This is a genomic window from Pelatocladus sp. (assembly GCF_059505505.1).
In genome coordinates, this window is sequence record NZ_JCACKS010000228.1 from 1 (window position 1) to 23,849 (window position 23,849).

At 39.9% G+C, this 23,849-nt stretch carries 20 protein-coding genes; 8 read left to right on the forward strand and 12 right to left on the reverse strand.

Annotated features, from left to right (window positions below):
- Window positions 1-150 precede the first annotated feature (150 nt).
- Complete coding sequence (locus AC5JMK_RS21610) at window positions 151-1,527, reverse strand: HlyD family secretion protein (RefSeq protein ID WP_495910998.1); 1,377 nt, start codon at window positions 1,525-1,527, stop codon at window positions 151-153.
- Between the two features lie 177 nt (window positions 1,528-1,704).
- Here AC5JMK_RS21610 and AC5JMK_RS21615 point away from each other — a divergent pair, with 177 nt between their 5' ends.
- Window positions 1,705-2,364, forward strand: a complete 660-nt coding sequence (locus AC5JMK_RS21615) for a TetR/AcrR family transcriptional regulator (RefSeq protein ID WP_096676390.1) — start codon at window positions 1,705-1,707, stop codon at window positions 2,362-2,364.
- 47 nt (window positions 2,365-2,411) lie between these two features.
- Here the strand turns inward: AC5JMK_RS21615 and AC5JMK_RS21620 are convergent, their stop codons facing one another.
- Together AC5JMK_RS21620 and AC5JMK_RS21625 are read right to left on the reverse strand one after the other, a co-directional pair.
- Window positions 2,412-2,687, reverse strand: coding sequence for a hypothetical protein (locus tag AC5JMK_RS21620; RefSeq protein WP_495910999.1), 276 nt, complete (start codon window positions 2,685-2,687; stop codon window positions 2,412-2,414).
- A gap of 124 nt (window positions 2,688-2,811) precedes the next feature.
- Window positions 2,812-3,867, reverse strand: coding sequence for a WD40 repeat domain-containing protein (locus tag AC5JMK_RS21625; protein ID WP_495911000.1), 1,056 nt, complete (start codon window positions 3,865-3,867; stop codon window positions 2,812-2,814).
- Window positions 3,868-3,968: 101 nt separating this feature from the next.
- Here AC5JMK_RS21625 and AC5JMK_RS21630 point away from each other — a divergent pair, with 101 nt between their 5' ends.
- A complete protein-coding gene (locus tag AC5JMK_RS21630) occupies window positions 3,969-4,283 on the forward strand; it encodes a hypothetical protein (RefSeq protein WP_495911001.1) in 315 nt (104 codons plus the stop codon).
- Between the two features lie 11 nt (window positions 4,284-4,294).
- On the opposite strand, the gene tftA is transcribed toward AC5JMK_RS21630, so the two are convergent.
- Window positions 4,295-5,644 (reverse strand): hormogonium tapered terminus morphoprotein TftA, encoded by a 1,350-nt coding sequence (tftA, locus tag AC5JMK_RS21635; RefSeq protein ID WP_096676387.1) that lies wholly within the window; start codon window positions 5,642-5,644, stop codon window positions 4,295-4,297.
- 515 nt (window positions 5,645-6,159) lie between these two features.
- On the opposite strand from tftA, the gene dnaG reads away from it, so the two are divergent.
- Entirely contained in the window at window positions 6,160-8,091 is a 1,932-nt protein-coding gene (gene dnaG, locus AC5JMK_RS21640; RefSeq protein ID WP_495911002.1) for a DNA primase, read from the forward strand.
- A gap of 8 nt (window positions 8,092-8,099) precedes the next feature.
- Here the strand turns inward: dnaG and AC5JMK_RS21645 are convergent, their stop codons facing one another.
- The 3 genes from AC5JMK_RS21645 to AC5JMK_RS21655 form a co-directional block, all read right to left on the reverse strand.
- Window positions 8,100-8,498: a helix-turn-helix domain-containing protein gene (locus AC5JMK_RS21645; protein ID WP_096676385.1), complete on the reverse strand. Its 399-nt coding sequence runs from the start codon at window positions 8,496-8,498 to the stop codon at window positions 8,100-8,102.
- Window positions 8,499-8,630: 132 nt separating this feature from the next.
- Window positions 8,631-8,963 (reverse strand): hypothetical protein, encoded by a 333-nt coding sequence (locus AC5JMK_RS21650; RefSeq protein WP_096676384.1) that lies wholly within the window; start codon window positions 8,961-8,963, stop codon window positions 8,631-8,633.
- Window positions 8,964-9,158: 195 nt separating this feature from the next.
- The gene (locus AC5JMK_RS21655) at window positions 9,159-12,080 is read right to left on the reverse strand and encodes a zinc-dependent metalloprotease (protein WP_096679018.1); all 2,922 of its coding nucleotides are present in this window, start codon (window positions 12,078-12,080) and stop codon (window positions 9,159-9,161) included.
- 527 nt (window positions 12,081-12,607) lie between these two features.
- Here AC5JMK_RS21655 and AC5JMK_RS21660 point away from each other — a divergent pair.
- On the forward strand, window positions 12,608-14,320 hold the full coding sequence (locus AC5JMK_RS21660) for a pentapeptide repeat-containing protein (RefSeq protein WP_495911003.1): 1,713 nt from the start codon (window positions 12,608-12,610) through the stop codon (window positions 14,318-14,320).
- Window positions 14,321-14,560: 240 nt separating this feature from the next.
- Here AC5JMK_RS21660 and mnmH read toward each other — a convergent pair whose 3' ends face one another.
- Window positions 14,561-15,607: a tRNA 2-selenouridine(34) synthase MnmH gene (mnmH, locus tag AC5JMK_RS21665; RefSeq protein ID WP_096676383.1), complete on the reverse strand. Its 1,047-nt coding sequence runs from the start codon at window positions 15,605-15,607 to the stop codon at window positions 14,561-14,563.
- A gap of 237 nt (window positions 15,608-15,844) precedes the next feature.
- Here mnmH and AC5JMK_RS21670 point away from each other — a divergent pair, with 237 nt between their 5' ends.
- The 4 genes from AC5JMK_RS21670 (at window position 15,845) to AC5JMK_RS21685 (ending at window position 19,279) form a co-directional block, all read left to right on the forward strand.
- Window positions 15,845-16,201 (forward strand): four helix bundle protein, encoded by a 357-nt coding sequence (locus AC5JMK_RS21670; protein WP_096676382.1) that lies wholly within the window; start codon window positions 15,845-15,847, stop codon window positions 16,199-16,201.
- Between the two features lie 64 nt (window positions 16,202-16,265).
- Entirely contained in the window at window positions 16,266-16,724 is a 459-nt protein-coding gene (locus tag AC5JMK_RS21675) for a M67 family metallopeptidase (protein ID WP_495911004.1), read from the forward strand.
- A 79-nt stretch (window positions 16,725-16,803) separates the two neighbouring features.
- A complete protein-coding gene (gene moeB / locus AC5JMK_RS21680; RefSeq protein ID WP_096676380.1) occupies window positions 16,804-17,976 on the forward strand; it encodes a molybdopterin-synthase adenylyltransferase MoeB in 1,173 nt (390 codons plus the stop codon).
- A 955-nt stretch (window positions 17,977-18,931) separates the two neighbouring features.
- Entirely contained in the window at window positions 18,932-19,279 is a 348-nt protein-coding gene (locus tag AC5JMK_RS21685) for a hypothetical protein (RefSeq protein ID WP_495911005.1), read from the forward strand.
- Between the two features lie 556 nt (window positions 19,280-19,835).
- Here AC5JMK_RS21685 and AC5JMK_RS21690 read toward each other — a convergent pair.
- From AC5JMK_RS21690 to sodB, 4 genes are all read right to left on the reverse strand, one after another.
- Window positions 19,836-20,528, reverse strand: a complete 693-nt coding sequence (locus AC5JMK_RS21690) for a PHP domain-containing protein (protein WP_096676379.1) — start codon at window positions 20,526-20,528, stop codon at window positions 19,836-19,838.
- A 334-nt stretch (window positions 20,529-20,862) separates the two neighbouring features.
- Window positions 20,863-21,903 carry a phosphoribosylformylglycinamidine cyclo-ligase gene (gene purM, locus AC5JMK_RS21695; protein ID WP_096676378.1) on the reverse strand — a complete coding sequence of 347 codons (1,041 nt, stop codon included), beginning with the start codon at window positions 21,901-21,903 and terminating at the stop codon, window positions 20,863-20,865.
- Window positions 21,904-22,288: 385 nt separating this feature from the next.
- Entirely contained in the window at window positions 22,289-22,498 is a 210-nt protein-coding gene (locus AC5JMK_RS21700; protein ID WP_096676377.1) for a hypothetical protein, read from the reverse strand.
- Window positions 22,499-22,658: 160 nt separating this feature from the next.
- Window positions 22,659-23,261: a superoxide dismutase [Fe] gene (gene sodB, locus AC5JMK_RS21705; RefSeq protein WP_096676376.1), complete on the reverse strand. Its 603-nt coding sequence runs from the start codon at window positions 23,259-23,261 to the stop codon at window positions 22,659-22,661.
- Between the last annotated feature and the right edge of the window lie 588 nt (window positions 23,262-23,849).

The following is a 23,849-nucleotide window of genomic DNA, read 5'->3' on the forward strand; positions in this document are numbered from 1 at the left end:
ACAAAAGCTAGTTTGCGAATTACAAAAGCTAGTTCACGAATTACAAAAGCTAGTTCACGAATTACAAAAGTTGATTATACAAATCGCAAAAGCTAGTTTGCGAATTACAAAAGTTGAGTTACCAATCACAAAAGGTGTAACAGGCTAAACCTATGAACTTCCCTGTAAATTAATCTTCCCATCCGCAGGCATCCCAATTTTGGCACAGGGTAAATTACCGTTATTGTATGGTTGTTCGGGGTTAAAACAACCACTGGGATTTTCCACACTAATGCGAATACCCACAACCTGTCTGACTCGATCTTTTTGGAAGTAAATATTCTCTGGTGTAAACGAAGCTTGTGGATCAATAGAAATTACTTTGCCTGTCAGAGGTTTTTTCGGTGCAGAATCTAAGAAAATTTGAGTGGTTTGTCCCAAACGCACATTACCAATATCGCCTTCGGGAATAAAACCACGCAGATATATTGTTTTGGGGTCAACAATAGTGAGAATATTGCTTTGATTGCTGACAACAGCTCCCGGTTCCGCACTCCGAGCAGTTACTACCCCATCCAGAGGACTGACAACATTTAAGTCTTTCTTAGCATCTTGAATTTGAGTGAGGATTTGCTGTTTTGCTGCTTGAACATCTTTAATTTTTGCCTGAGCAGATTTAACTTTGGCTTGAGCAGATTTTAATTGAGCAAGACTTTGTTGTCGTTGTCTGTTGAGTGCTTCGATTTGAGCATTACGGATATCAGGGTTAAGCCCGGTGGTTTTGGCTTGCGTTAGTTCACCTTCAGTAGCGCTTAACTGTTCTCGTGCTGCATTGACTGCTGCTTTTTTGGCTTCTACAGTCGCGACTGCGGTTTCGTATGTGGTTTGAGCTTGATCAAATTGTTGTTGATTAATCGCCCCGTCGTTTACAAGTTTGGCATAGCGATCGCGGTTCACTTTTGCTAATTTTACTTCTGCTTCTGCCTGCTTGACTTGTGCTTGTGCCTGCACGAGTTGGGCTTTAGCTGCGGCGACATTAGCCTGTGCTTGCTTGATCCGCCCTTGAGTATTACCTTGGGACTGCAATAAATTCAATTTTGCTTCTTCAATTTGACTATCAATTTGTTTAATTTCTCCTTGAACTCGCTCTACATCTGCAAGCGCTTGCTGTTCATCTGATTGGGCTGATGATACCTGGGCCTGTGCGCCTCGTAGTTGGTCTTGCAGTTCTTTGACAGTACTATCATCTAACTGAATTAACTGCTGTCCTTTCTTAACTGCTACACCTTCTCGAACTGAAATAGACTCAATTCTCCCTGATTGTTTCACCCCAATATCAGTTTCGTAACCTTCTATTCTGCCACTGAATGTAAGTACATCTTCTGTTGTTGGTGGTTGCAGCCACCTCCAGACTCCATAGCCAATCCCACTTACCAACAGCAATAGCCCAATAATTAAAGGTATTGGCTTTTTGCGATGCTTTTCTTTATTCTTTGGTAAGGAAGCATCTTTAAGACCTTCTGTAGGTTGGGGTGCAGTCTGAGTCATGGTTTTACCCTATTAATTCAACACGCAACGTTGATTGATGGAGTTCGGGGAAAGGCGCAAAGATTTCGTAACTCGCGTGATGTTTATTTCCATTTCCACCAAGTTTCTGTGAGAATATTCATCATACTAGACAGTTTAGTATGATATAGCAAGAAATAGCCAAAAAATTTAACCTCTATGTCGCAAACTTCTTTCCCGGAATCTACAACCTTGGTAATAAATGAATCACCTGTTGTCACGCAAAAGCAGGAGCAAATATTACAAGGAGCCATGCGTGTATTTTTAAGATCAGGTTATGCTGGCACGAGTATGGATCGAGTGAGTGCGGAAGCAGGAGTTTCTAAGCAAACTATATATAGTAACTTTCAAGATAAAAAGGGACTGTTCAAAGCGTTGATAGAAAGGATGACTATAGGGAATTTTCAGAGCGTATTTCGTGATAGCGAATTCAAAGATGAACCTTCAGTGTTTTTACGTGAACTAACTACAATATTTTTTACTAAACTTGTAGATAATCCTGATTATGTGCCTTTGTTGCGATTAATTTTGGCAGAGTCAGAAAATTTTCCCGAATTAGCAAAACTTTATACTCACACAGTGATTCAGCAGGGTAAAAAATTATTGATTAAATATTTTGCTGATCACCCAGAATTAAACGTAGATGATCCACAGGCGATCGCTCAAATTTTTTTTGGTGCTTTGGTATCTCATGTCATCGTGCAAGAGATGCTATACGGTCAAGAAATGATTCCTTTATCACGCGATCGCTTAGTTAATAGTTTAATGAGTCTGGTGTTGGCGCGACAAAAAAATAAGGAGTTATGTACTGATTCATAACTCCCCAGCCAGGTTGGCAATGCTTGTAGTAGTTTATTTGATAAAACTTAAAGTAAATCAGCCAGTGAAAGTTTGCCTTCCATCTGAAGTTTAGCTTGCACACAGCTAGCACAATTGCAACCAAGTTGATCAATGATTGATTGAGAATCACTAGATAAGTTGGGTGCAATCCATTGGTGAACAGGTTGTGCAGACACCAATGTCATCTGTTGTGTGACAGCAGGTGCAGGCTGAAGAGAAGATGCAGCCGCCGGATTTACTACCGCCACCATAGAAGCAAGGACTACAGGAAAAGCAAGTAAAATTACTTTGATTATGTTCATAAAATTGGTAAAAAAAACCCCCATAGGACTATAACATAAATCATTTATGAAAAATTAGATCCCCAACTTCACAAGAGTTGTCGGGGATCTGAGCTTTGCGATTTTCACAAATCATATAGGATTGCTATAGTGTTTTCGCCCAAATAAATAATTCACCTTCTTTACCACCAGCAGCTATTAGCTTACCTTGCGGATGCCAAGCTAAACATGAAAAACCATTTGATGCGCCTGTGAGAATTTGCGATACTTGATTAGCATCTTTCCACAGACAAATCCAGCCATCAGAACCCGCAGATGCGAGAAGAAAACTTTTTGGTGCAAAGGCGATCGCATTAATGATATCTACATGATTGGTTAATACAGTTGCTTCCCAACCTAGAGACTCATCTAAGGACTTTTGCCAAACAACAATACCGTCAACGCTACAGCAAGCTAATATCGGTACACTATTTTGATCGCCAACACTAGACCAAGCGATTTCGCGAATTTTACCAGGAAAGCCGCGCATTATCCAAGGCTGAGGATCATTACCAGAGACTAATAACTGACTTTCCACTACAGTGATAGTGCGATCCATATTACCAGAAGCCAGATACTTGCCATCAGGCGACCATGCCATAGCCAGACTAACAGAAGGTATTACTAGGCTGTATGGTTCTTGATTCCAATCTCGGCAATTCCATACTTTTATACCCTGATGACCACCGATAGCTAAGTATTTTCCGTCGCTACGCCAATCAATACCCAATACTGATGAAAACTCAAAATTGAGAATTACGACAATTTTGCGAGTATCAGCATTCCATATTTGCACACGTCGCCCCAAGCTAAAAGCTAACTGGTGATTGTGAGGATTCCAAGCTAGTTGATCAACCCAAGCAGGAGCATTTTCTAAAGTAGCAATTAATTCAGTTCCTTGCCAGATTTTGACCTGACCATCTTGTCCACCAGCAGCTAAGAATTGTCCATCGTGAGAAAAAGCAAGACAATCAACAGAATTATCATTGCTAGTTTGCAAAGTAGTTAACTCGTCATTTTGCCAGAGTGCGACTTCCCCAGCAGAAGAAGCCACAGCGAGTATTGTATCTTGAGACGACCAAGCGATCGCACTTAGGTAATCTGAAAGTGTCCCAGAAAAATGCTGGTCAAATTCTTTGGAATCGAGAGTTGAAGGTTTCATGGTAAAGTTCTGGATTAAGGATTGGGGATAGGAATTTTACCTGATTGAGTTGAAAGTCGCGATCAATCTTAAGCTCAGTTAACTAAATTATACTTATCATCATGCAAATTAAATATTTATCAGCTTGTATCATTTTTTGTCTAGCAATAATACTTTTTTTCTCTGTCACACCTCCTGTTCAAGCTTCTGTTTGTCGAAATTTTCAAGGACATCAAATTTGTATTATTAGTATTAAACGCAGTGCCAAAAATTATTGGGAATATAGAGCAATTGTCAGTGTAGATGGAGTCAAAAGACCCCTCGAAGTTTACAACTGTCGTGATCAAAATAAACTTGAAGCAGATGGAAAAATTGTGCCATTTGATGATATTGATCCTGGTAGATTGATATGCAGATATTTTCAAAATAAAAGGTAAATAAATTTTTTCTACATCAATCCTGCTGATTCATACAGACGTTTGAGCATCGCTATGATCTTATCGCCATAATTTAAATCTGCTGACCATCGCCCTGATAATTGACCTAGTAAAGGGGCGATCCCACGGGTAACAAAACGAAATCTTGGATCTACCACATCCTGTACCAGAGGTTCTAAACTGGCGTAAGCTTTCAAATGTTGAATATGCGCCCTCACACCAATTCTGGCACTTTCAAAACTTGCTGCTTCACTACCTCCACCAATTGTCCCTAAACCTGCAAAGTTATTTTGTTCTAATTTAATATCACCGCCAAAGCGTAAAAAACCTGTTTCTACACACATTTGACAGAAAGCAATGTCATAGTTAACCCCTTCGATTGTGGCTTCTTCCCGATAGAGTTTGCCGATGTCAGGAAACTTGACGAAGGCATTTTCATTGTTATTTTTCAGAAATATTTGTAGCTGCACTTCTGAAGCATTACCATGAGACATGATTTTGTCAACTTGACCAGAGCAAATTACTAAGTTGGAACGTAAAGTTACGGTACGACTAGCACTGTCCCAACTGATAGAAACATGAAATTCTCGTAGTTCAATAGCTTTAACATAAACAACTCGACGATAGGTAATGCGGCGGACATTTGGTGCTTTTGATAGATCAATTTGCAAGCGATCCACTAAGTCAATCGGGATGTAAGCATTACCGTCAACTAATATCCCTTGCTCAGAATATTTTTGTCCATTAATGTTAATATTAATTGCAGGGTAAGTTGGTTCACTGCCTGCTGAACCAGGGTCAACACTACGACTCCAAGCAGCGACTCCATCAGCTATACCCACAGCAAAATCACGACGGCGATTTTGTAGTAAACCACGATCTTCTGGATTACTCAAAAAACCAACTTGCATTAACAAAGCAGGCGCTTGTGTCTGGCGACAAAATGCTAAACTACCCAAACCCGAATTTGTGTCTGGTTTCACTCCTCGGTTAGGTAATTGTGAAACGCGGCGTAGTAACCCCATTAATACCAATTCTGCATTGCTTTTGCGTTCATCATTGTTAGCAATGTAAAAAACACTAGCCCCACGCACAGAAGGGCTACTAGCACCATCAGTATGAATTTCCAACGCAACATCACCACGACGAACACGAGAATTGATCCAATCTATTGTTTGCTTGGCACTCAAGTCATCAGGAACTGATAAAACTTCAAAACTGCGCGCCCTCAGTTCTGTCAAAATTAAATCACGCAATAAAATCATTTCTCTGGCTTCTGTTGTACCTCCAGCCACCGAACCTGGATCAATTCCAGCCGTTTCTTTGCCTCCGTGGGCTGCGGAAAGAAAAACACGTCCCATTTTCAGTATTTCCTCTTATAAAATCTCAGGTAAGTAATTGAATACATCATTATTGGCTTGGGAACAAGAATATAATAGCGATCAGTTGTCATTGGTCATTGGTTATAGCAGTTTGTGTCCAATACGTACCCCACCCCTTAATCCCCTCCCCGCAAGCGGGGAGGGGAGGTTTTGCGTCAGCAAAGCCGGGGTGGGATTCCGACTGTATTGCAATCGAGTCAGAAGTGCTATATTTGCTGATTATTTACAATCCCCAATCTCCGGGAGCATCCCAAATGTTCAAAAAACCCGCCTGCGATTGAAATCGCTAAAGTCTGCTTAAGCAGACTGCTTGGTCTATTTGAGTCGTATTCATCCGACTTGTGCTATGAGCAAAGGGTTTAAACCCTTTGCGGTATATTGAAAAAATTGGGATGCTCCCCAATCTCCATTACCCCTTATCCCCTCCAGGGGACCCCTACCTTCCCCTTATCCCCTCCAGGGGACCCCACCTTCCCCAATCCCCAATCCCCAACATGTACACTCCTCGCCTACACCCAGACACTATAGAGGAAATTAAACAACGGGCTGACATTTATGATGTGATCTCGGAACACGTTGTTTTACGCAGGCGTGGTAAAGATTTTGTGGGTTTGTGTCCTTTCCATGACGAAAAATCCCCCAGTTTTACCGTCAGCCCTACAAAGCAAATGTATTACTGTTTTGGCTGTCAAGCTGGGGGGAATGCGATCAAGTTTCTCATGGACTTGCATAAGCATTCTTTTGCGGAAGTGGTGCTGGATTTGGCGCGACGTTACCAAGTTCCTGTGCAAACTCTCGAACCAGAACAAAGACAGGAGTTACAAAGACAATTATCAGAGCGATCGCAACTCTACGAAATTCTCGCTTCTACTGCTCAATTTTATCAACATGCTCTCAGACAAACCCAAGGACAAGTCGCCCTTGAGTATCTCCAACAAAAGCGCCAATTGCAAGACGAGACTATTGTGCAGTTTAACTTGGGTTATGCTCCTGCGGCTTGGGAAACTCTCTACCGTTATTTAGTAGAAGATAAACGTTATCCGGTGCAGTTGGTGGAGAAAGCCGGATTAATTAAACCCCGCAAAGAAAACAGTGGATATTATGATGTGTTTCGCGATCGCCTAATGATTCCGATTCACGATGTCATGGGACGGGTGATTGCTTTTGGCGGTAGAACTTTGGCAGATGAACAACCGAAGTATCTTAACTCGCCAGAAACTGAACTATTTAATAAGGGTAAAACTTTATTTGCTCTTGACAAAGCCAAAGCTGGTATTTCTCAAGTTGATCAAGCCGTAGTGGTAGAAGGATATTTTGATGCGATCGCCCTTCATGCGGCTGGAATTAATCACGCTGTTGCTTCTTTGGGTACTGCCCTCAGTATAGATCAAGTACGGTTATTATTACGCTACACCGACTCGAAACAACTAATACTCAACTTTGACGCCGATAAAGCTGGTAATATCGCCGCCGAAAGGGCGATAGGAGAAATTGCGGAACTGGCGTACAAGGGCGAAGTACAACTAAAAATTCTCAATTTACCCGATGGTAAAGACGCCGATGAATACTTACATACCCATACATCCACAGATTATCAACAACTGTTAGCGAATGCACCTTTGTGGTTAAATTGGCAAATTCAGCAAATCACAAAAGATCGGGACTTAAAACAAGCTACAGATTTTCAGCAAGTTTCGCAGCAATTAGTTAAATTACTCAAAAACATTACTAATATTGATACGCTTAATTATTACGTTTCTTATTGTGCGGAAATATTAGCTTTAGGAGACGCCAGATTAGTACCGTTGCGAGTTGAAAATCTTTTGACTCAAGTTGCGCCTCAGAATAATATTAGAGTTATATCGCGATCGCACTACAGACAAAACCAAGATTTATCAACACAAACAAATAAAAAAACTTCTATCACTTCAGAAAAAAGTCTACTAGAACAAGCAGAAGCTTTATTACTGCGAATATATCTGCATTGTCCCGAACAGCGCCAAGCCATCAATGATGCTTTAGAAGAACGAGATTTGCAATTTAGTCTTTCGCACCATCGCTTTTTGTGGCGACAAATTTTAGAACTTTCATCTGATATCTTAGAAGATGATTTAATCTCAATGGTGCAAGACAAATGTTTGGAATTTGCTGAAGAAATGGCCTTGGTTTCCCATTTGTTTCAGCTCAATGAAAAAAATAAGAAAGAAATATTACGTACTCCCCATGTTGTTCAAGCGACGACTGCTTGTATGGAACGAGTATTGAGAGAAAAACGTTATCGTCATTTTTTGGAATTGTGGGAACAAACTGATCATAAAGCTGAACCTGAGCGTTGGCAATCATATTATCAAGCTTTTTATGCAGATAAATTGCGCTTGCAAGAATTAGATAAACAACGACAGTTTTCTTTGACTGATTTGTTGTAATCTTGTAATTAGATGAATAGGCTAGGCGATACTTTGAAATAATCGCCAAGGGCTTTGGCTTGTGCCTTGCTGATCGAACGTTTACCATTCACAACTTCTGACACTACACCACTTGAGCCAATAATACCTACTAAATCAGCTTGACGAGTTCCACTGGCTCCCATAATGTGTTGGAGAATCTCATGAGGCGCAGATTCATCCATCGGATAATTTTGCGTTTCATATGCTTCAACCAATATTACTAGTAACTTGTGTAAGATTTGCTCTTCAATCGTGCGATTTTTCTTAAAAGTTAGCTGTTCTACTACTTGCAAAACACGTTCGTACTCTTGTTCTGTTTCAATTGCTGTAGGAGTAACCTCCGCCAAGAGATTGCGATAAGCATTTTGATCAAAAGTAAGCGTCATTTTTCCATTTACCTTTATCGTAATCAGCGTGTGTGAGAAAATATTTGTAATAAACTACCCTCTATCTTCAATTATTACTCCCACTCCTTGAGGGAGTGGGAATGTCAAAACAATTCAAAAAATGGTGATTATTTATTGAATGGAAGTTATCTTCCCAGTAATTGGATTCAGCGTTAATGAACCATCTTGATTAATTATTGCTGTTAAATTACCGCCTCCGCCATAGGAGTATGCCCATTTTTTATCTTTATAAGTAATCTCGACAAACCAATCTCCCGAAGAAACTCCGGGTGGTCTTTTACTACCAACGTCAGTAAAAATAACATCTCCTTGATTGGGAACTGAAAGCGTTGCATTCCCCAAAGCCACATTTGATGTTTCTACATTTTTACCTAGTTTTCCATTTTGAATATTAACGGTGACTGTTTGAGAGTATAAATTCTGGAGCTTGCTTAAATTCCACATTTTTCCTCCTCAATTAGGTATCTAAAGACTATGGAAATAGGCAATTTTATCTGGCAAGAGAAAACTGCTATTGATCAGCATACTATGCCTTTACTATCTTGATCAAGCCAATAACACTTTTTAATACACTTCATTGAGAAGGAGTTTGATTAGGGATGTATGAAAGCTTTCTCCCCACACTCCCTATCTTCTTCTCTAATTCCCCCGCAAAGGTGCATCCAAAACTTTCTTGATGCGATCGCGTGTCTCTAGTAAATGTGCTTTGGTATATTCGTCACCACCACGAACATTATCTAGTTTTTCGGATAATTTTTTCAAATTATACCAAGCTAAAGTCCGGGCATCTTCTGGAACTTCTTGTTTTCGCAACACCATTTCATTGAGAGTTTCCACATATCGGCGCTGTAAGCCTCGACGTAAGCTAGAAATCTTGATGGTTTTGCCTTGGGGTTTTAATACTTCTGTCCAAATGCCATTTTGCAGAGTATCAAATAGCTCAGGTAAGCTCAGGGAATTTTCGGTTTGATTTTTGTATTCCATGTCTTTGAGGCGGGAAAGGCGATCGCCTGAAAGCAAATCCCACAACACTAGACTTTGCATGAACAATACCCATTCATGAATCGGATAGTCTAAGCGACCGATACGGGGACTACTACCCCAATGTCGCCAACGGGATGGGGCTAATTTATTCAGCAAATCTGGTGAGAAGTTAAAAGCATTTTCGGCAAAGACATACTTTTGCAAAAGCGCTAATGCTTGCCGTTGTTTTTCTAATGGTACTGCTTGGAAGGGTAGTTTTCCTTCTTTATCATCAGGATGAACTCGATAAAAAGACTGTCCACCAATGTATTTTGTCGCGTAAAAAATATTTTGGAAATAATTTCCCAATACTGTACCAAATTGTTCTCTGACATCGCTATAGCTATCGCCATCGACAGGGCCACGCTGGTTGAGACGATCCCACATAATCCGGGCATTTTCTAACTGCCATTGAGAATAAAGCAGAACGTTGTTGCTGTTATCCCAAGCGTCAGCAGTCGGATCTAGGTCGTACATGTCTTCATCTGTAGCATAGCTCAATTCTGGCTGGTCTGATTTTTCGGCAATTTCAGTCAAAAATGGTTTTTCGGCTGTGGGAGTTGCGGCTGAAAATTGGGTGTAGCCATATTGAATTGCCCAGTCATCATAAGGCCCAACTATGTTAGGAAAATAATCTCCTTGTTTTTGACCTTTAGGTGCAAGATTTGGGGGAATATAGTCCATTACAGATGAAACTAGCCCTTTGTTGCGGGTAACATCTGTGTTGTTCAGTTGTTCTGGTGTCAGCATCGTGCTACCACGGAAATTGTGGCGTAACCCCAGAGTATGTCCGACTTCGTGAGCAATAATTAACCTTAAATATTGATGGATATAATTTTTCACCTGATCATCAGTAGGAGGCGTTTGTTGCAGAAGTGACATTGCAAGAGAACCAAAAGCAAATTGGTTAGCAGCTTCCATACCGTAACAAAGGTCATACTCTCCAGCTAGTTTCGATAAATGTTTGGCAAATAGCTTTGATTTGGCTGGGTTTTGGTTTGCTTCTAAACCATTGGTACAAAGCAAGCGATTTTGCATTAATGCTGTTAAGGAAGTTCTGTTTTTTTGCTGGTTGGGTTGGATAATTTGACGATACTCGTTTTTCAGGGCGCGGACAAAACTTGCATCTACTAAAATACTGGCGTTTAATATTTCTCCTGTGAGTGGATTGACGCGGGAAGGCCCCATGGCAAAATATCCATCTACGGTGTTGATCCAGCGAATTGTGTTGTAACGGATATCCGCAGGTTCCCATTTAGCATTATCCGGCATTTGTTTGACTTGGATTGCATCTTTAAATCCTGCTGCTTCAAAGGCTTTGTTCCACATCAAGACGCCTTCTGTAATGGCAGCGCGATATTCTAGAGGTACGGCGTTATCAATCCAAAAGACTATCGGTTTTTTGGGTGGAGAAATAGAGGCTGTGGGATCTTGTTTTTCTAAATGCCAACGGTTAATGTAGCGAACAAACGGTTCTTTGCGCTCATCGTTAGATAAGTCTTGGTAGGCGGTGATAAAATAGCCAATGCGATCGTCTGCTAGCCGGGGTTGGTAATTATTATTTGGGAGTTGAGATAGACTGTAGTGAACGCGTAAGGTAAAGCCACGGCTATCTGGTACGGTAATGAAGCTTTGTGTTTCCTCATCTTCGTCATCGCCACTACCAGAGAAATTCATCACAGATTCAATTTCGACATTTTGCGGGAAAGCTTTGGCGTTGCCAAAATAAGATTCATCAGCACTTCCAGGTAATCCCAAACTTGAGGTTAATCCTGCTATATCTGTCAGTAGCAAATCACTGAGATCGATTAAAATTGATTTGCTTTGGGGATGAATGCTTTTGATATCTATAGAATAGAGAACTGAGTCACTAAATGACCGCGCTAGCGATCGCGCCTGGGGATCTCCTTCACGAGTACGAAAATTGACGTTGCGGACAACAAAGTTTAATTTATTATTAACGCGCTCGAAATAAAACAAAAAATCCTGCAAAGGCATACCACTGTAGATACCAGCTTCACCAATACCTGATTCTAAGGTTGCTGTGGCAAGAAAATTTTTCTTTAGTTGCTCTGGTTTAATCTCTAGATATATTTTATTGTCTTCTTTGTTGCGGTAAATAGTAAATAAACCTTGCTGCTTTCGAGTATTTTTGATGACTGTGTTAAACTCTTCCAAGTCTTCTTTTTTCGATGGTTTGGAAGTAGAATCGGGTTTGTTCTCTGGTTTTTCTGGTTTATCTTTATCCGGCTTTTCTGAATCTTTCGCGATCAGTAAAAAAGGCTGCTGCTCAATTTTTTGAGTATCTTTTACCCAAATGAAAGATTGACGCTGTGATTGTTGATCGTTTTTGATCACCCAAATCTTGGATAAAGGTAGAGGAGAAGAAGACATCGGCATGGCAATTTTACCAGACACAGAGACGACTTTCTCTTTCTCCTGATTCCTCGCTTCCATAGCCAGTGTTTTGGCGCTAGCGATGACTATTCCTAAAAACAAACTAGGTAAAGCAACAACATAATAAGTTAATCTCTTCATCCGAAAATTCCTGGCTTCGTTCATTATCTCATTTCTAATACTTGCAAGGCAAAATGTCCTTACTACTACTATTGGCTGACTTGCCACGGTTTATCAAAAATATTCTTCAATAAAACTTAGACTCTTGGCAGATGACAACTCATATTAACGCTGAATATCAAGCAAGAAACTTTTATGTTAGCTGTTAATGACATTGATGAGCTTTTCTGCAATGTTTTACTGTAGTATTTTTGCTAACAACTATATCTGTAGCAAACAGAATCTATTGTTTTGATATTTGACCAAATTAAAGAGGCTGACAAGTTAATATAACAACTCAATCAGACGGCTTGGAGTTCATGAAAAACGAAAACGTTTTTAAGCAGACATTTTTGTTGAAATCAGACGAGAACATTGAGTAATAGCTTAAATAAGTATATGTATAAAATTATACTAAAAATAAATTTATTTTATAACCATTTTTTTACAGAAAAGTCCGATATTTAGGAATAAACATTATTTGGTTGATAGTATTAACGGATACATATATGGCACTATTATATCAAGTGTGGAAGCGTTTGGTAAGTTATGTTAGAAAAATCGAAGAACAAGAAATATCAAATTTAACGGGTCTTGAACTCGAAGGGGTTTTTACTTTAGTAGAAAGTAACAATGCTCAAAATAATTACAAAGAACTGCGATCGCCTGAACAATTGCAACAAGGTTTGGAAGAATGGACAAAAACTAGCGATAGATTGGATTTCCAAACAAGCGATCGCCAGTTAGATGAGAATATTTATGAGTTATTGGGAAATACTGCATTCAAGATTGAAATTGTCGAAACAGTAATGCAGAGGTTGATTGCTAGTAATAATTTTCGACCTGTACTGTTATTTCAGCGTTTAGCAGATTTTTATAGTCGTTGGTGTGAGGGGGTATTTATAGATGCAGTACCCAGTGAAAACTTACCACAGAAAAAGATGTTGCAGTTGCAAGCACAAAATCTTGCGATCGGACTACGACAGGTAGACATCAATACAGGACTGAATGTGTTGATTTTACTGTTGGAATTGCATCGTTATGCCCAACAGCAAGATGACATCAAAAACCAAATAATTTTTTATCCCTCTGGTCAACGGTACAAAGATATTTTTTTTACATCTCGACTCCTACGTGTCATTAATTATAGCGATGCGATCGAAATTGGTAATTTTGCTAATGTTGTTGGGGGATTCCTCAAAGGTAACAACTTTAGTGGCACTTATCTTGGGGATGCGAACCTGACTGGTGCTAACTTTAGTGGTGCGAACCTCAGTGGTGCTTATCTTGGGGATGCAAATCTGACTGGTGTTAACTTTAGTGGTGCTAATCTCAGCGCTGTCAACCTTGGCGATGCTAATCTCAGTGGTGCGAACCTCAGTGGTGCTAATCTCAGGTGTGCTGATCTTAGCAGTACAAATCTCAGTGGTGCGAACCTTAGTAGTGCTGATATTTACCGTGCTGATCTTAGTCACGCTGATCTCAGCAGCACTAACCTCAGTGGTGCCGATCTTAGCCATGCTAACTTAACCAGTGCTAATCTGAGGGATGCAAAACTCAACAGTAGCTATCTGAATCACGCGATTCTCTTTGGTGTTAATCTCAGTGATGCGAACCTCAACGGTGCTAACCTTGACTATGCTGATCTTTGCCGTGCTGACCTGAGTGGTGCAAACCTCAATCATGCTAATCTCAAAGGCACTAACCTCAGCGATACCATCCTTTTTAGCACAAACCTCACAAATGCCATTCTCATCTGTGCCGATCTCAGCTATGCCAAACTCAACGGTGCTAAACTCAACGGTGCTAATCTTAAAAGCGCCATTCTTCTGGGTGCAGATCTTGGTGGTGTAGACCTGACTAATGTTATTCTCAACGAAGCCGATCTCAGTGGCGTGATTCTCAACGAAGCTGATCTTAGTGGTGCAGACATCAGCGACGCTATTCTCTTAGCTACTGACCTAAGTTACGCCAACCTCAGCAGCGCTAACCTCAGTGGTAGTAACTTGAGTGGTGCAATCCTCAGTGGCGCTGATCTCAGCTACACAAACCTGAGTTATGCAATTTTAGGTGGCGCAGACCTCAGCGACGCCAACCTAGAAAAAATGATTTGGAATGAAAATTTAGAGTGGGAAGATGTGCGTGGTTTAGATAAAGCGATAAATATTCCAGAAGCTTTAAAGCAGCTGTTGGGAGAACGGGGATTGGGGATTGGGAAATAGGGAATTAACTTATACCAATTCTCTGTAAAGCTGCACATTATTTTAACCCCTCCCAACCTCCCCTTACCAAGGGGAGGTACCATCTTCATATGGAAATGGTATTAGTACAACATTTCACAAGTTCGTAACGAATATAATTCTGAAAAACTCTGCGAACCTCTGCGCTTACGGGCGAAGCATTTGTGTAGAAAAATGATAATTTTGGCTATCAATATTGGCACAAATGCTTCGCCCCTACAGCTACAAACTTAAATCTAACAACGCGTGTATACTCTCATCAGATAAATCGTAGAGATATCGCATCTCTTTGAAATTACTAAAATTTCGTTGAATTGACCTGCGATAGGTTGGATCGTAGTGATTAGATAAAATATCTTTGATGAATAATTCCCACTTCTCAGCATCAATTAATTGATACCACTGATTTAATTTTTCCCAGCCATAGCGATCTTTGAGTCTTTCCAACTTTGCTTTTAAAATATCAGGATATTCTACAAAGTGCGAATATTTTTGCAAAAGAAACTTGACTCTTGCAGTGATTGGTAGTTGAATATCTACACAACAAGCCTGTTTCATTTTCTCCCACAAAGACTTCGGTAAATAAACTTTACCTATTTTTCTACTTTCTGACTCTATCCAAACTGGCTGATTAGGATGAAAACCTTGTAGTTGTTGCAATAGTAGTGATTCAAAGTACTTTTGAGTAGGTTGGGGTGAAAGTTTATCTTGCCATTCTTCACCAAATACAGAACCACGATGTTGAGCCAAATTTTCCAAATCTAATACTTGAGTGCCGCGCTCACGCATTTGCCTTAAAATGTAGGTCTTACCACTACCAGTTAAACCACACAGTATTTTGTAAGTAAATTTTTTGGGTAATTCTTCTATTTGTTGACGCACATAAGCACGATAAGTTTTATAGCCACCTTCAAGTAGAGTTACGCGCCAACCAATTTGACCAAGTACTAAAGCCATACTTAAAGAAGGCTGTCCACCCCGCCAGCAATACACAAGAGGATGATAGCTCTTTTCTTTTTTGGCAAAGTGTTGAGTGATATGCTCAGAGATATTCTTTGTTACCAAAGCTGCACCAACTTTTCTGGCTTGAAACGTGTTTATCTGTTTATATATAGTTCCTACTTCTGTGCGTTCGGAATTATTTAGTACAGGTAAATTGATTGCGCCAGGAATATGATCTTCGCTAAATTCTCTGGGAGAGCGAACATCTATAATTTCAGTGTAGGTTTCTGTCTTAGGTTGTTGAGTGTATGTAGGTAAAGGTGGCATGTGATTTAGTTATTATAAATAATTGCTTGAAAATGAGCTTTATTCTCCTGATTGTAATAAATAGCGTCAGATTTCATAAACACCTTAGCGTAGCTATTGGGTTAAGAGGTTATTGATAACAGTAAATTCATTACCCAAATAACAAACACCTAACAACTACCACTAGCCCCCATCGAATGGCATAGTAGTAGGGTGGGTACTGCCCACCCTACTATTTTTTAGGGGTATACAATCAAAATGACAGACTTCAGAGAACTCAAAGAATGGGAAAAAGCCCATGAGTTAACAGTTGCAGTCTATGAAACTACCCAGTCTTTCCCCGAAGAAGAATTACTGGGGTTAACGCAACAAATACGTTTAGCCTGTTCCGCAATCCCCATTAAAATAGCCCAGGGATGCAATCGCGAAGATAGAGAAGATCAAGTTAATTTTTTAGAAACGGCGAAGGATGCAGCTATTGAGGTAGAGTATTATCTCTTGCTGTGTTATGAGTTAGATATGCTTGATTCTTCTGATTATGATCGCCTGGTCAGCAAAACAGTTGAAGCCAAAGAACTCCTAGAATTGTTCATCGATAAACTTAGTCATAGATAATCAAGTAGGGGCGAACGACCGTACTCTGCTAGAAGCCGCGCAGGGCGCGTCACGCCCATACAGTATGATTAAACTTACTCCCCAAAATTTGCAAACCATCAATAGTCACGCCGAAACTACTTACCCAGAGGAATGCTGTGGGATTATTTTTGGTCATCGTGGCAATGATGATAAAACTGTAGTAGAAATTATGCCCACAGAGAATGCTTGGAGTGCTGAAGCGGCGCTAGATTTTCCTGGTGAGGAAATCACATTTGAAAAAAAGCGCAGGTATGCGATCGCACCTCAAGTCATGTTACAAGCACAAAAAGCAGCACGGATACGTTCTATCGATATAATAGGTATTTATCACTCTCATCCCGACTATCCAGCAATTCCCTCAGAATTTGACCGACAGTGTGCTTGGCAAGAATACTCATACATCATTGTTTCTGTACAAAATGGTAAAGCTGCTGAGATCAACAGCTGGTGTCTTGATGATCACCACCACTTCCAACCAGAGACAATTGAAAAGTTATTTTAAAAACCACTAAAAATACAAAGACACAAAGGGTATCGTTTTTGGGTAGGATAAAAAGTCCGCGCTTCCTCATCTAACTGCTATGCTAAATCCGAACTTGGATGAAATCCAGCTGACGAAAGACGATTACGAACGCTACTCCCGACACTTAATTTTGCCGGAAGTAGGATTAGAAGGGCAAAAGCGTCTCAAAGCCGCTAGTGTACTCTGTATCGGTACAGGTGGACTAGGTTCACCGTTACTTTTATATCTGGCGGCGGCGGGTATTGGACGCATCGGTATTGTTGATTTCGATGTTGTTGATACTTCCAACCTCCAACGTCAAGTGATTCACGGTACTTCTTGGGTGGGTAAACCCAAGATTGAATCAGCCAAGAATCGCATTCTCGAAATTAATCCCTATTGTCAGATTGATCTTTACGAAACTCGCCTAAGTTCCGAAAACGCCCTTGATATTGTTAAACCTTATGATGTTGTCGTTGATGGAACTGATAATTTCCCCACGCGATATCTTGTCAACGATGCTTGTGTATTGTTAGATAAACCCAACGTCTACGGTTCCATTTTCCGTTTTGAAGGTCAAGCAACGGTATTTAATTACGAGGGTGGGCCAAATTACCGTGATTTATATCCAGAACCCCCACCACCAGGAATGGTTCCCTCTTGTGCAGAAGGCGGCGTCTTGGGAATTTTACCGGGAATGATTGGCGTCATCCAGGCAACAGAAACCGTTAAAATTATTATGGGTCAGGGCAATACTTTAAGTGGACGCTTACTGCTGTACAATGCCTTAGAAATGAAATTCCGCGAATTGAAATTGCGTCCCAACCCAATACGCCCAGTAATTGAAAAGTTGATAGATTACGAACAATTCTGTGGTATTCCACAAGCGCAAGCAGAGGAGGCGAAACAGCAGATGGAACTTTCCGAAATGACTGTACAGGAATTAAAGCAGTTGTTGGATGGCGGTAGTGACAATTTTGTACTGCTGGATGTCCGCAACCCACATGAATATGAAATTGCTAAGATTCCTGGTTCTGTATTAGTACCTTTACCTGATATCGAAAATGGTGAGGGTGTGAATAAAGTTCAGGAATTAGTCAATGGTCATCGCTTGATTGTCCATTGTAAATCAGGTATGCGTTCTGCAAAAGCTTTGGGAATTCTCAAGCAAGCAGGAATTGATGGTACAAACGTCAAAGGTGGAATTCTGGCTTGGAGTAAGGAAGTTGATCCATCAGTACCCACATACTAAATATTAAATTTTAATAAATTATTGATGCACACAGGTAAATTTTATCTGTGTGCATTTTTATCACGGTTTGAAACTTCCTAGATCCTCGACAACTTTTGCGAAGTCGGGGATCTGAACACCCACGACTTATCAAAATTAACGTGAGTTCGATTGATTTTATTAGCCCAATATCCCGCCCTCAAATAATTTTGAGGCTAATAGCTAAAACCCACTTGAATTGGGTTGAAAGGCTTATTGATTCAGTCTACTTTAAGAGGTTGTTTGAAAAGTGATTGGCTGTAATTTTAATTACATTATTACCCCCCCCTTAATCCCCCTGCGGTGTACACACAAATCCTCTGATCCCCCTAAATCCCCGCGCTGACGCGCCGCTACGCTAGAAAAAAGGGGGACTTTGATTCTAGTTCCCCCTTTTTTAAGGGGGGTTAGGGGGGATCAAAACGCTACTAGGCAACTTTATAAGACTTCTGTGTACACCGCAGCCTTGTAAAGGGGAGGGTTAGGGTGGGGTAAAAAATATTTGATACATCAATCATGACTTTTCAAACATCCTCTAAGTAGACTTTGATTATTAGCCCGCAAGTAAAGTGCGGGCGAGTTAATTGCTTAGTCTGATAATATTTATTGAACTCACGTAAAATTAATGGGACAGAACACTAATTTCAAACTCGTAAATCAAGTTTTCAACTCGTAAATCAAGTTTTCAACTCGTAAATCAAGTTTCAAACTCATAAATCAAGTTTCAAACTCGTAAATCAAGTTTTCAACTCGTAAACTAGCAAATTTCAGCAAATCTACTTGCATTTATTATTTGCACTAATTCCAATTCTCTAAAAGTTCTGTGGCTTCACTCAGGTTAATGCATCTGTTTATTACGTATTTTAATGATATATAGCGAACTCAGTTTGAAACACTATCAAGGTTCTCTATTTCAATTAATCAAAAGGAAAGCTTTATGACCCAACGGAAACGAAACTCGATTGCACTAACCAAAGCTGAAAGAAGAATTGAAGGGTTACAAATGATTGATTCTAACTTAAATTTTGGTAATGGTTTGTCAATCACTACCTATAACAGCATGATTAATGATTTACGAGAAAAGCTAGCCGCCTATAATCAAGCACGAGCAATCATGGATAGGACGCAAAATGCATTAAGAGAAGCAGAATGTGTGTTAAATGATTATTCTGAGCATATGCTGCTGGGTGTTGCGTCTCGCTATGGTAAAAATAGTGATGAGTATGAAATGGCTGGTGGAACGCGCAAATCACAACGACGAAGAACACGTTCTGTGGCAAAGTAAATTTTTACAGTCGATAAAGATACTCCTGTATCCGTTGCTAAAGTTTGTTGACTTGGATATCCATTTCGTTGAAGGGCTGATTTAACTTGTTGAATGGGAGCATCCCAAATGTTCAAAACCGCCTGCGATTTAAATCGCAGTCTCACAGTTAAAGTCTGCTGAAGCAGACTGTTCTGTTTGATTTATTTGATGTAGTATGAAGACGACTTATGCTACGAAGTTCGGGTTTAAACCTTTAGTGGTATATTTAAAAATTGGGATGCTCCCTGTTGAATAGACTCTGGGACTACCCGAAGCGATCGCGCCATTACTTCTCATTTTCACATACCAACTGTGGATAAACAAGAATGTAAACTAGTTGAGGATCAAATTTATCAGCAGGACAAACAACAGTAATTACAACTGCGATGGGGCTTTAAGTTAGTGCGATCGCATTTTTGATAACTAGCGTGTGTTGTGATCAGTTGCAGACCGAGTCAAAAATAGGAAGTTAAACAAGTTGAAAAATAATGAATTCTGAAATATTTAGTATTCATAATTCATAATTTTCCTGTGTTTACAATCGCTGCAATAAACTCAAACCATGAGTATCAGTCCCACAGGTGTTATAAAGTCCGTATTCAGCAGCTAACTGCTGGACTTGTTGTGATTCTGTCGCACTGGGTTTCCAAGGTTTTGGGTTGTTGTAGGCGTAGAAAGTTTCCACACCATTAATACCAAGTTCAGCAGCAGCAGGAATTAATTCTGAATGCGATTTTCTTTTGTAGCGTGCTGGGTGAGCAAGTACCGCTAACCCACCAGCTTTTTGAATTGCAGCAATAACGTTAACTGCTTCATGTTCTTCTCCTGTGGTAATTCTCCTTTGAATGTATGGCTTAATATCTGGGTGTGTAGTATCAAAGGCGTAAGCCAAAATGTGAACTTCTATACCTAGCAAACCAGCATTAATTTCTACACCACTCCAGAGGTGAGGAACACGTACACCTGGGTGACTCCATTGCCAATCTTCCAGCCATTGTTGTGCTGCTTGGTAGCCAGATATACTATGATGATCGGTGATTGCAAGTCCTTCTAAACCGATGGCGATCGCTTGTTCCATTAACTCACTCGGATGTAATTTACCATCAGAGTAAATGGTGTGCATGTGAAAATTGAAGCACTTCGGACAACTTTGAGCATCGATGTTTTGAAATACTTCTTCTAATAATTCTCTAGAGGCAAAAGCAGTCCGAATACAATTGACAGTCATAACCCCCTCTTTTTTGTTTTGTGAATGAGTGATAGTTAACACTCCAACACAACCTATTCATGGCTCGGAATTTACCAGCACTTTTACATAGTGTTGGTGGCTTTTTTTTTAAGCTTGGTTGGTAATATTTTTCAATATGTTAAGACTACGTTAGCAAATTTAAACGTAATTGGTCATGAGTATTTTCGATTGCCAACCTCAACAAAAGTAATTAAATTTGCCAAAACTCTCCGTTATTTCCACATCTAATAAATATAGAAATAACGACTACAATACTTATGAATCAAGCACAAAAATTACTAGATTAGGAAAAAATCAATCTAATCATATGTATTCAATTTATCATTGATTCTGGTAAACCTAATAATTCGCCGGAGCCAGTAATCACTTCACCAATGACATAAGTTGCAATATTTTGGGACTCAAAATGATCAACTGCTGGCTGTACTTGTTGTGGAGGTACAAGTAAGACAAAACCGATCCCCATGTTGAAAGTGTTATACATCGCCTGGGGACTCACTGAACCAGTCTCAGCTAACCATTGAAATATAGGTGGAATAGACCAACTGTCAGTGTCAATTTTAATTGCTTGTCCTTGTCCCAAACATCTGGGTAAATTTTCTGGTAAGCCACCACCAGTAATATGAGCCATACCATGAATCTCTAAACCCGCTTGGCGTGCAGCGAGAATGGGTTTGACATAGATGCGGGTAGGTGTGAGGAAAGTTTCTCCTAAAGTTTTACCACCAAGTAACGCTGGGCGTTGTTCCCAAGCAAGTCCGTGATCACAGATGATTTTTCTAACTAAACTATAGCCATTACTGTGAACACCTGCGCTACTCAGAGCGATCGCCACATCTCCCACTTGTACTTGCGAACCATCGAGTAGCTGACTTTTTTCTACAACTCCCACACAAAAGCCAGCCAAATCATACTCACCAGTTTGGTAGAAACCAGGCATTTCTGCTGTTTCTCCCCCCAATAAAGCACAACCAGCTTGTTTGCAACCAGAAGCAATACCCGCCACAACTTGAGTTAATTGCTCTTTCTCTAACTTACCAGTTGCCAAATAATCCAAAAAAAATAGTGGTTCAGCACCAGATGTCAACACATCATTAACGCACATCGCCACCAAATCAACCCCAACGGTGTCATGAATGTTGAGAGTGTGAGCAATCTTGAGCTTTGTACCTACACCATCAGTACCAGAAACTAGCACTGGTTCGTGCAAACCAGTTGGTAACTGAAAGTAGCCACTAAAGCCTCCCAATCCGCCTAACACTTCCGGTCTAAAAGTGCTATGAACCAAATTACGAATCTGAGTTACAAAAGCGCGACCAGCCTCAACATCAACTCCTGCGTCCTTATAATCCATTACTTACAACACCGTGACCAACGCCCCAACCATCTAGATTATCACCATAGACGCTTTGTGTTGTCATTTGTCATTAGTCATTAGTCATTTGTTATTTGGCCTTTGTGATCCGATTTTGGATTGCTTCCCTATGAAATGTGGCAACTTGTACCATCAAGGTATTATCTGTCAATTGACTAATGACAGTCGCTTCGCTCCAAGTTAAAAGTAAAAAGTAAAAAGTTAAAAGGCACTCATAAAAAACTTCAGTTGTGGGTATCAAGCCCACTTAAACACTCATAATTTTACCGAGACACGTAGTGCAAGGTAAAAGGTGTCCTTTTTTCAAGCCCACAGATTTATCAGTGGGAATCTTTCTTTTTACTTTTTACTTTTTACTTTTTACTTATTCAAATACCTCATCTTCTTGACCACGCCACCATTCACCCAAATTCATTAAATCTTGGTGAATATCAGCCAAAGTATCAGCGTATTCAGTTTCTGAAAGTGCTTCACGCAGTTCTTGGAGTTTTTTCAGTCGCAGTTGTACCATCAGCCAAGGTTTGGCGATGCTGTCAGTTGCTTCCATGTATTGGGCTAAGTCTTTGCTATCCATGTTTTTTATTTCTCAATTGTTGAATCTATAAGTTGCTCTAATATAATCATGAATCAAAAACAGTCACGACTGGCATCGTGACTGTCTTAAGTTTTAGTGAATCAATTGAAATTTCGACAAGTGACCAGTGATCACTGATTACTGATCACTGATTACTGATTTAAGCCGCAGCATATCTTTGCGCGACAAAATCCCAGTTCACCAACTGATCCATGAAATTCTTGATGAATGCTGGACGAGCATTGCGGAAATCAATGTAGTAGGCGTGTTCCCAAACATCTAAGGTTAAGAGTGCCTTTTTACCATGAGCAACGGGGTTCTCAGCATTGGGTGTCTTCATTACCTTTAAGGTGCCACCATCATCAATTAACCAAGCCCAACCGCTACCAAACTGAGTCGATGCAGCATTAGAAAATTCATCTTTGAATTTATCAAAACTGCCAAAATCTTTTTCAATTTTGGTAGCCAAATCACCTTTAGGTGTGCCGCCACCTGCTGGCTTCAGACAGTTCCAGAAGAAAGTATGATTCCAAACTTGAGCAGCATTGTTAAAAACACCTGTCTTGGAGGAATCTTTAAAAGCAAGTTGGATCACTTCTTCCAATGGCTTATCAGCAAGCTCTGTTCCCTCTGTAAGTTTGTTCAAATTATCTACATAAGCCTTGTGATGCTTGCCATAGTGGTACTCGAAAGTTTCAGCTTTCATACCGTATGGTTCTAAAGCATCAAATGCAAAAGGAAGGGGGGGCTGTGTAAATGCCATTTTGTGAAATCCTCTCTTTACAGTTTTCCAGTTTAGAGCTTCTGCTGAAGCTTCGGAAAATAAATAACTAAGTGTTCAGTAGTTTAAGTTGCTGAACACTAGCAATAAAACTTAATAACTTGATTCTACAAGCAAATGTGGTATTAGAAGCGTCAATCTCAAGGTATAGAACCACAAAAATGCTACCAAAAAATTTTTATTTGAGTATTAATACTAAAACATCTATCGTAGGTTTGATTTTAAACGCAGAGCAACTAGAAGCAAGCAAACTCAGCAGACGTAAATCTTATGAACACAAAGCTTTGTCATTAAATCTATTAGTTATTTTTATAACTCTCTTGGAAATCATAATCTAAAGAAAGTTTTAACAGTCTAATGTAATTTATTTTACATGGAATTTTCAAGTATAAAATCTTGACATTCGGTAATATATATGCATCAAGATCAGGAAAAGTAACTTGTTTTAACATCAACAAAAGAGCAGAGTTTATAGATGGCGATCGCCATCAAGACTGAGCGGCTCTCTTATCCCAAATTACCAATTACTGAAATAATTCCTGAGTATTTAAATAGAAGTAAAAACCTTGG

Coding starts and splice junctions, on each gene's coding strand:
- AC5JMK_RS21690 (WP_096676379.1), bottom strand. CDS start 20,528: ATGACTGTCAATTGTATTCGGACTGCTTTTGCCTCTAGAGAATTATTA.
- AC5JMK_RS21645 (WP_096676385.1), bottom strand. CDS start 8,498: ATGACGCTTACTTTTGATCAAAATGCTTATCGCAATCTCTTGGCGGAG.
- moeB (WP_096676380.1), top strand. CDS start 16,804: ATGCTAAATCCGAACTTGGATGAAATCCAGCTGACGAAAGACGATTAC.
- sodB (WP_096676376.1), bottom strand. CDS start 23,261: ATGGCATTTACACAGCCCCCCCTTCCTTTTGCATTTGATGCTTTAGAA.
- AC5JMK_RS21620 (WP_495910999.1), bottom strand. CDS start 2,687: ATGAACATAATCAAAGTAATTTTACTTGCTTTTCCTGTAGTCCTTGCT.
- mnmH (WP_096676383.1), bottom strand. CDS start 15,607: ATGCCACCTTTACCTACATACACTCAACAACCTAAGACAGAAACCTAC.
- AC5JMK_RS21615 (WP_096676390.1), top strand. CDS start 1,705: ATGTCGCAAACTTCTTTCCCGGAATCTACAACCTTGGTAATAAATGAA.
- AC5JMK_RS21660 (WP_495911003.1), top strand. CDS start 12,608: ATGGCACTATTATATCAAGTGTGGAAGCGTTTGGTAAGTTATGTTAGA.
- purM (WP_096676378.1), bottom strand. CDS start 21,903: ATGGATTATAAGGACGCAGGAGTTGATGTTGAGGCTGGTCGCGCTTTT.
- dnaG (WP_495911002.1), top strand. CDS start 6,160: ATGTACACTCCTCGCCTACACCCAGACACTATAGAGGAAATTAAACAA.
- tftA (WP_096676387.1), bottom strand. CDS start 5,644: ATGGGACGTGTTTTTCTTTCCGCAGCCCACGGAGGCAAAGAAACGGCT.
- AC5JMK_RS21625 (WP_495911000.1), bottom strand. CDS start 3,867: ATGAAACCTTCAACTCTCGATTCCAAAGAATTTGACCAGCATTTTTCT.
- AC5JMK_RS21630 (WP_495911001.1), top strand. CDS start 3,969: ATGCAAATTAAATATTTATCAGCTTGTATCATTTTTTGTCTAGCAATA.
- AC5JMK_RS21670 (WP_096676382.1), top strand. CDS start 15,845: ATGACAGACTTCAGAGAACTCAAAGAATGGGAAAAAGCCCATGAGTTA.
- AC5JMK_RS21700 (WP_096676377.1), bottom strand. CDS start 22,498: ATGGATAGCAAAGACTTAGCCCAATACATGGAAGCAACTGACAGCATC.
- AC5JMK_RS21655 (WP_096679018.1), bottom strand. CDS start 12,080: ATGAAGAGATTAACTTATTATGTTGTTGCTTTACCTAGTTTGTTTTTA.
- AC5JMK_RS21610 (WP_495910998.1), bottom strand. CDS start 1,527: ATGACTCAGACTGCACCCCAACCTACAGAAGGTCTTAAAGATGCTTCC.
- AC5JMK_RS21650 (WP_096676384.1), bottom strand. CDS start 8,963: ATGTGGAATTTAAGCAAGCTCCAGAATTTATACTCTCAAACAGTCACC.
- AC5JMK_RS21685 (WP_495911005.1), top strand. CDS start 18,932: ATGACCCAACGGAAACGAAACTCGATTGCACTAACCAAAGCTGAAAGA.
- AC5JMK_RS21675 (WP_495911004.1), top strand. CDS start 16,266: ATGATTAAACTTACTCCCCAAAATTTGCAAACCATCAATAGTCACGCC.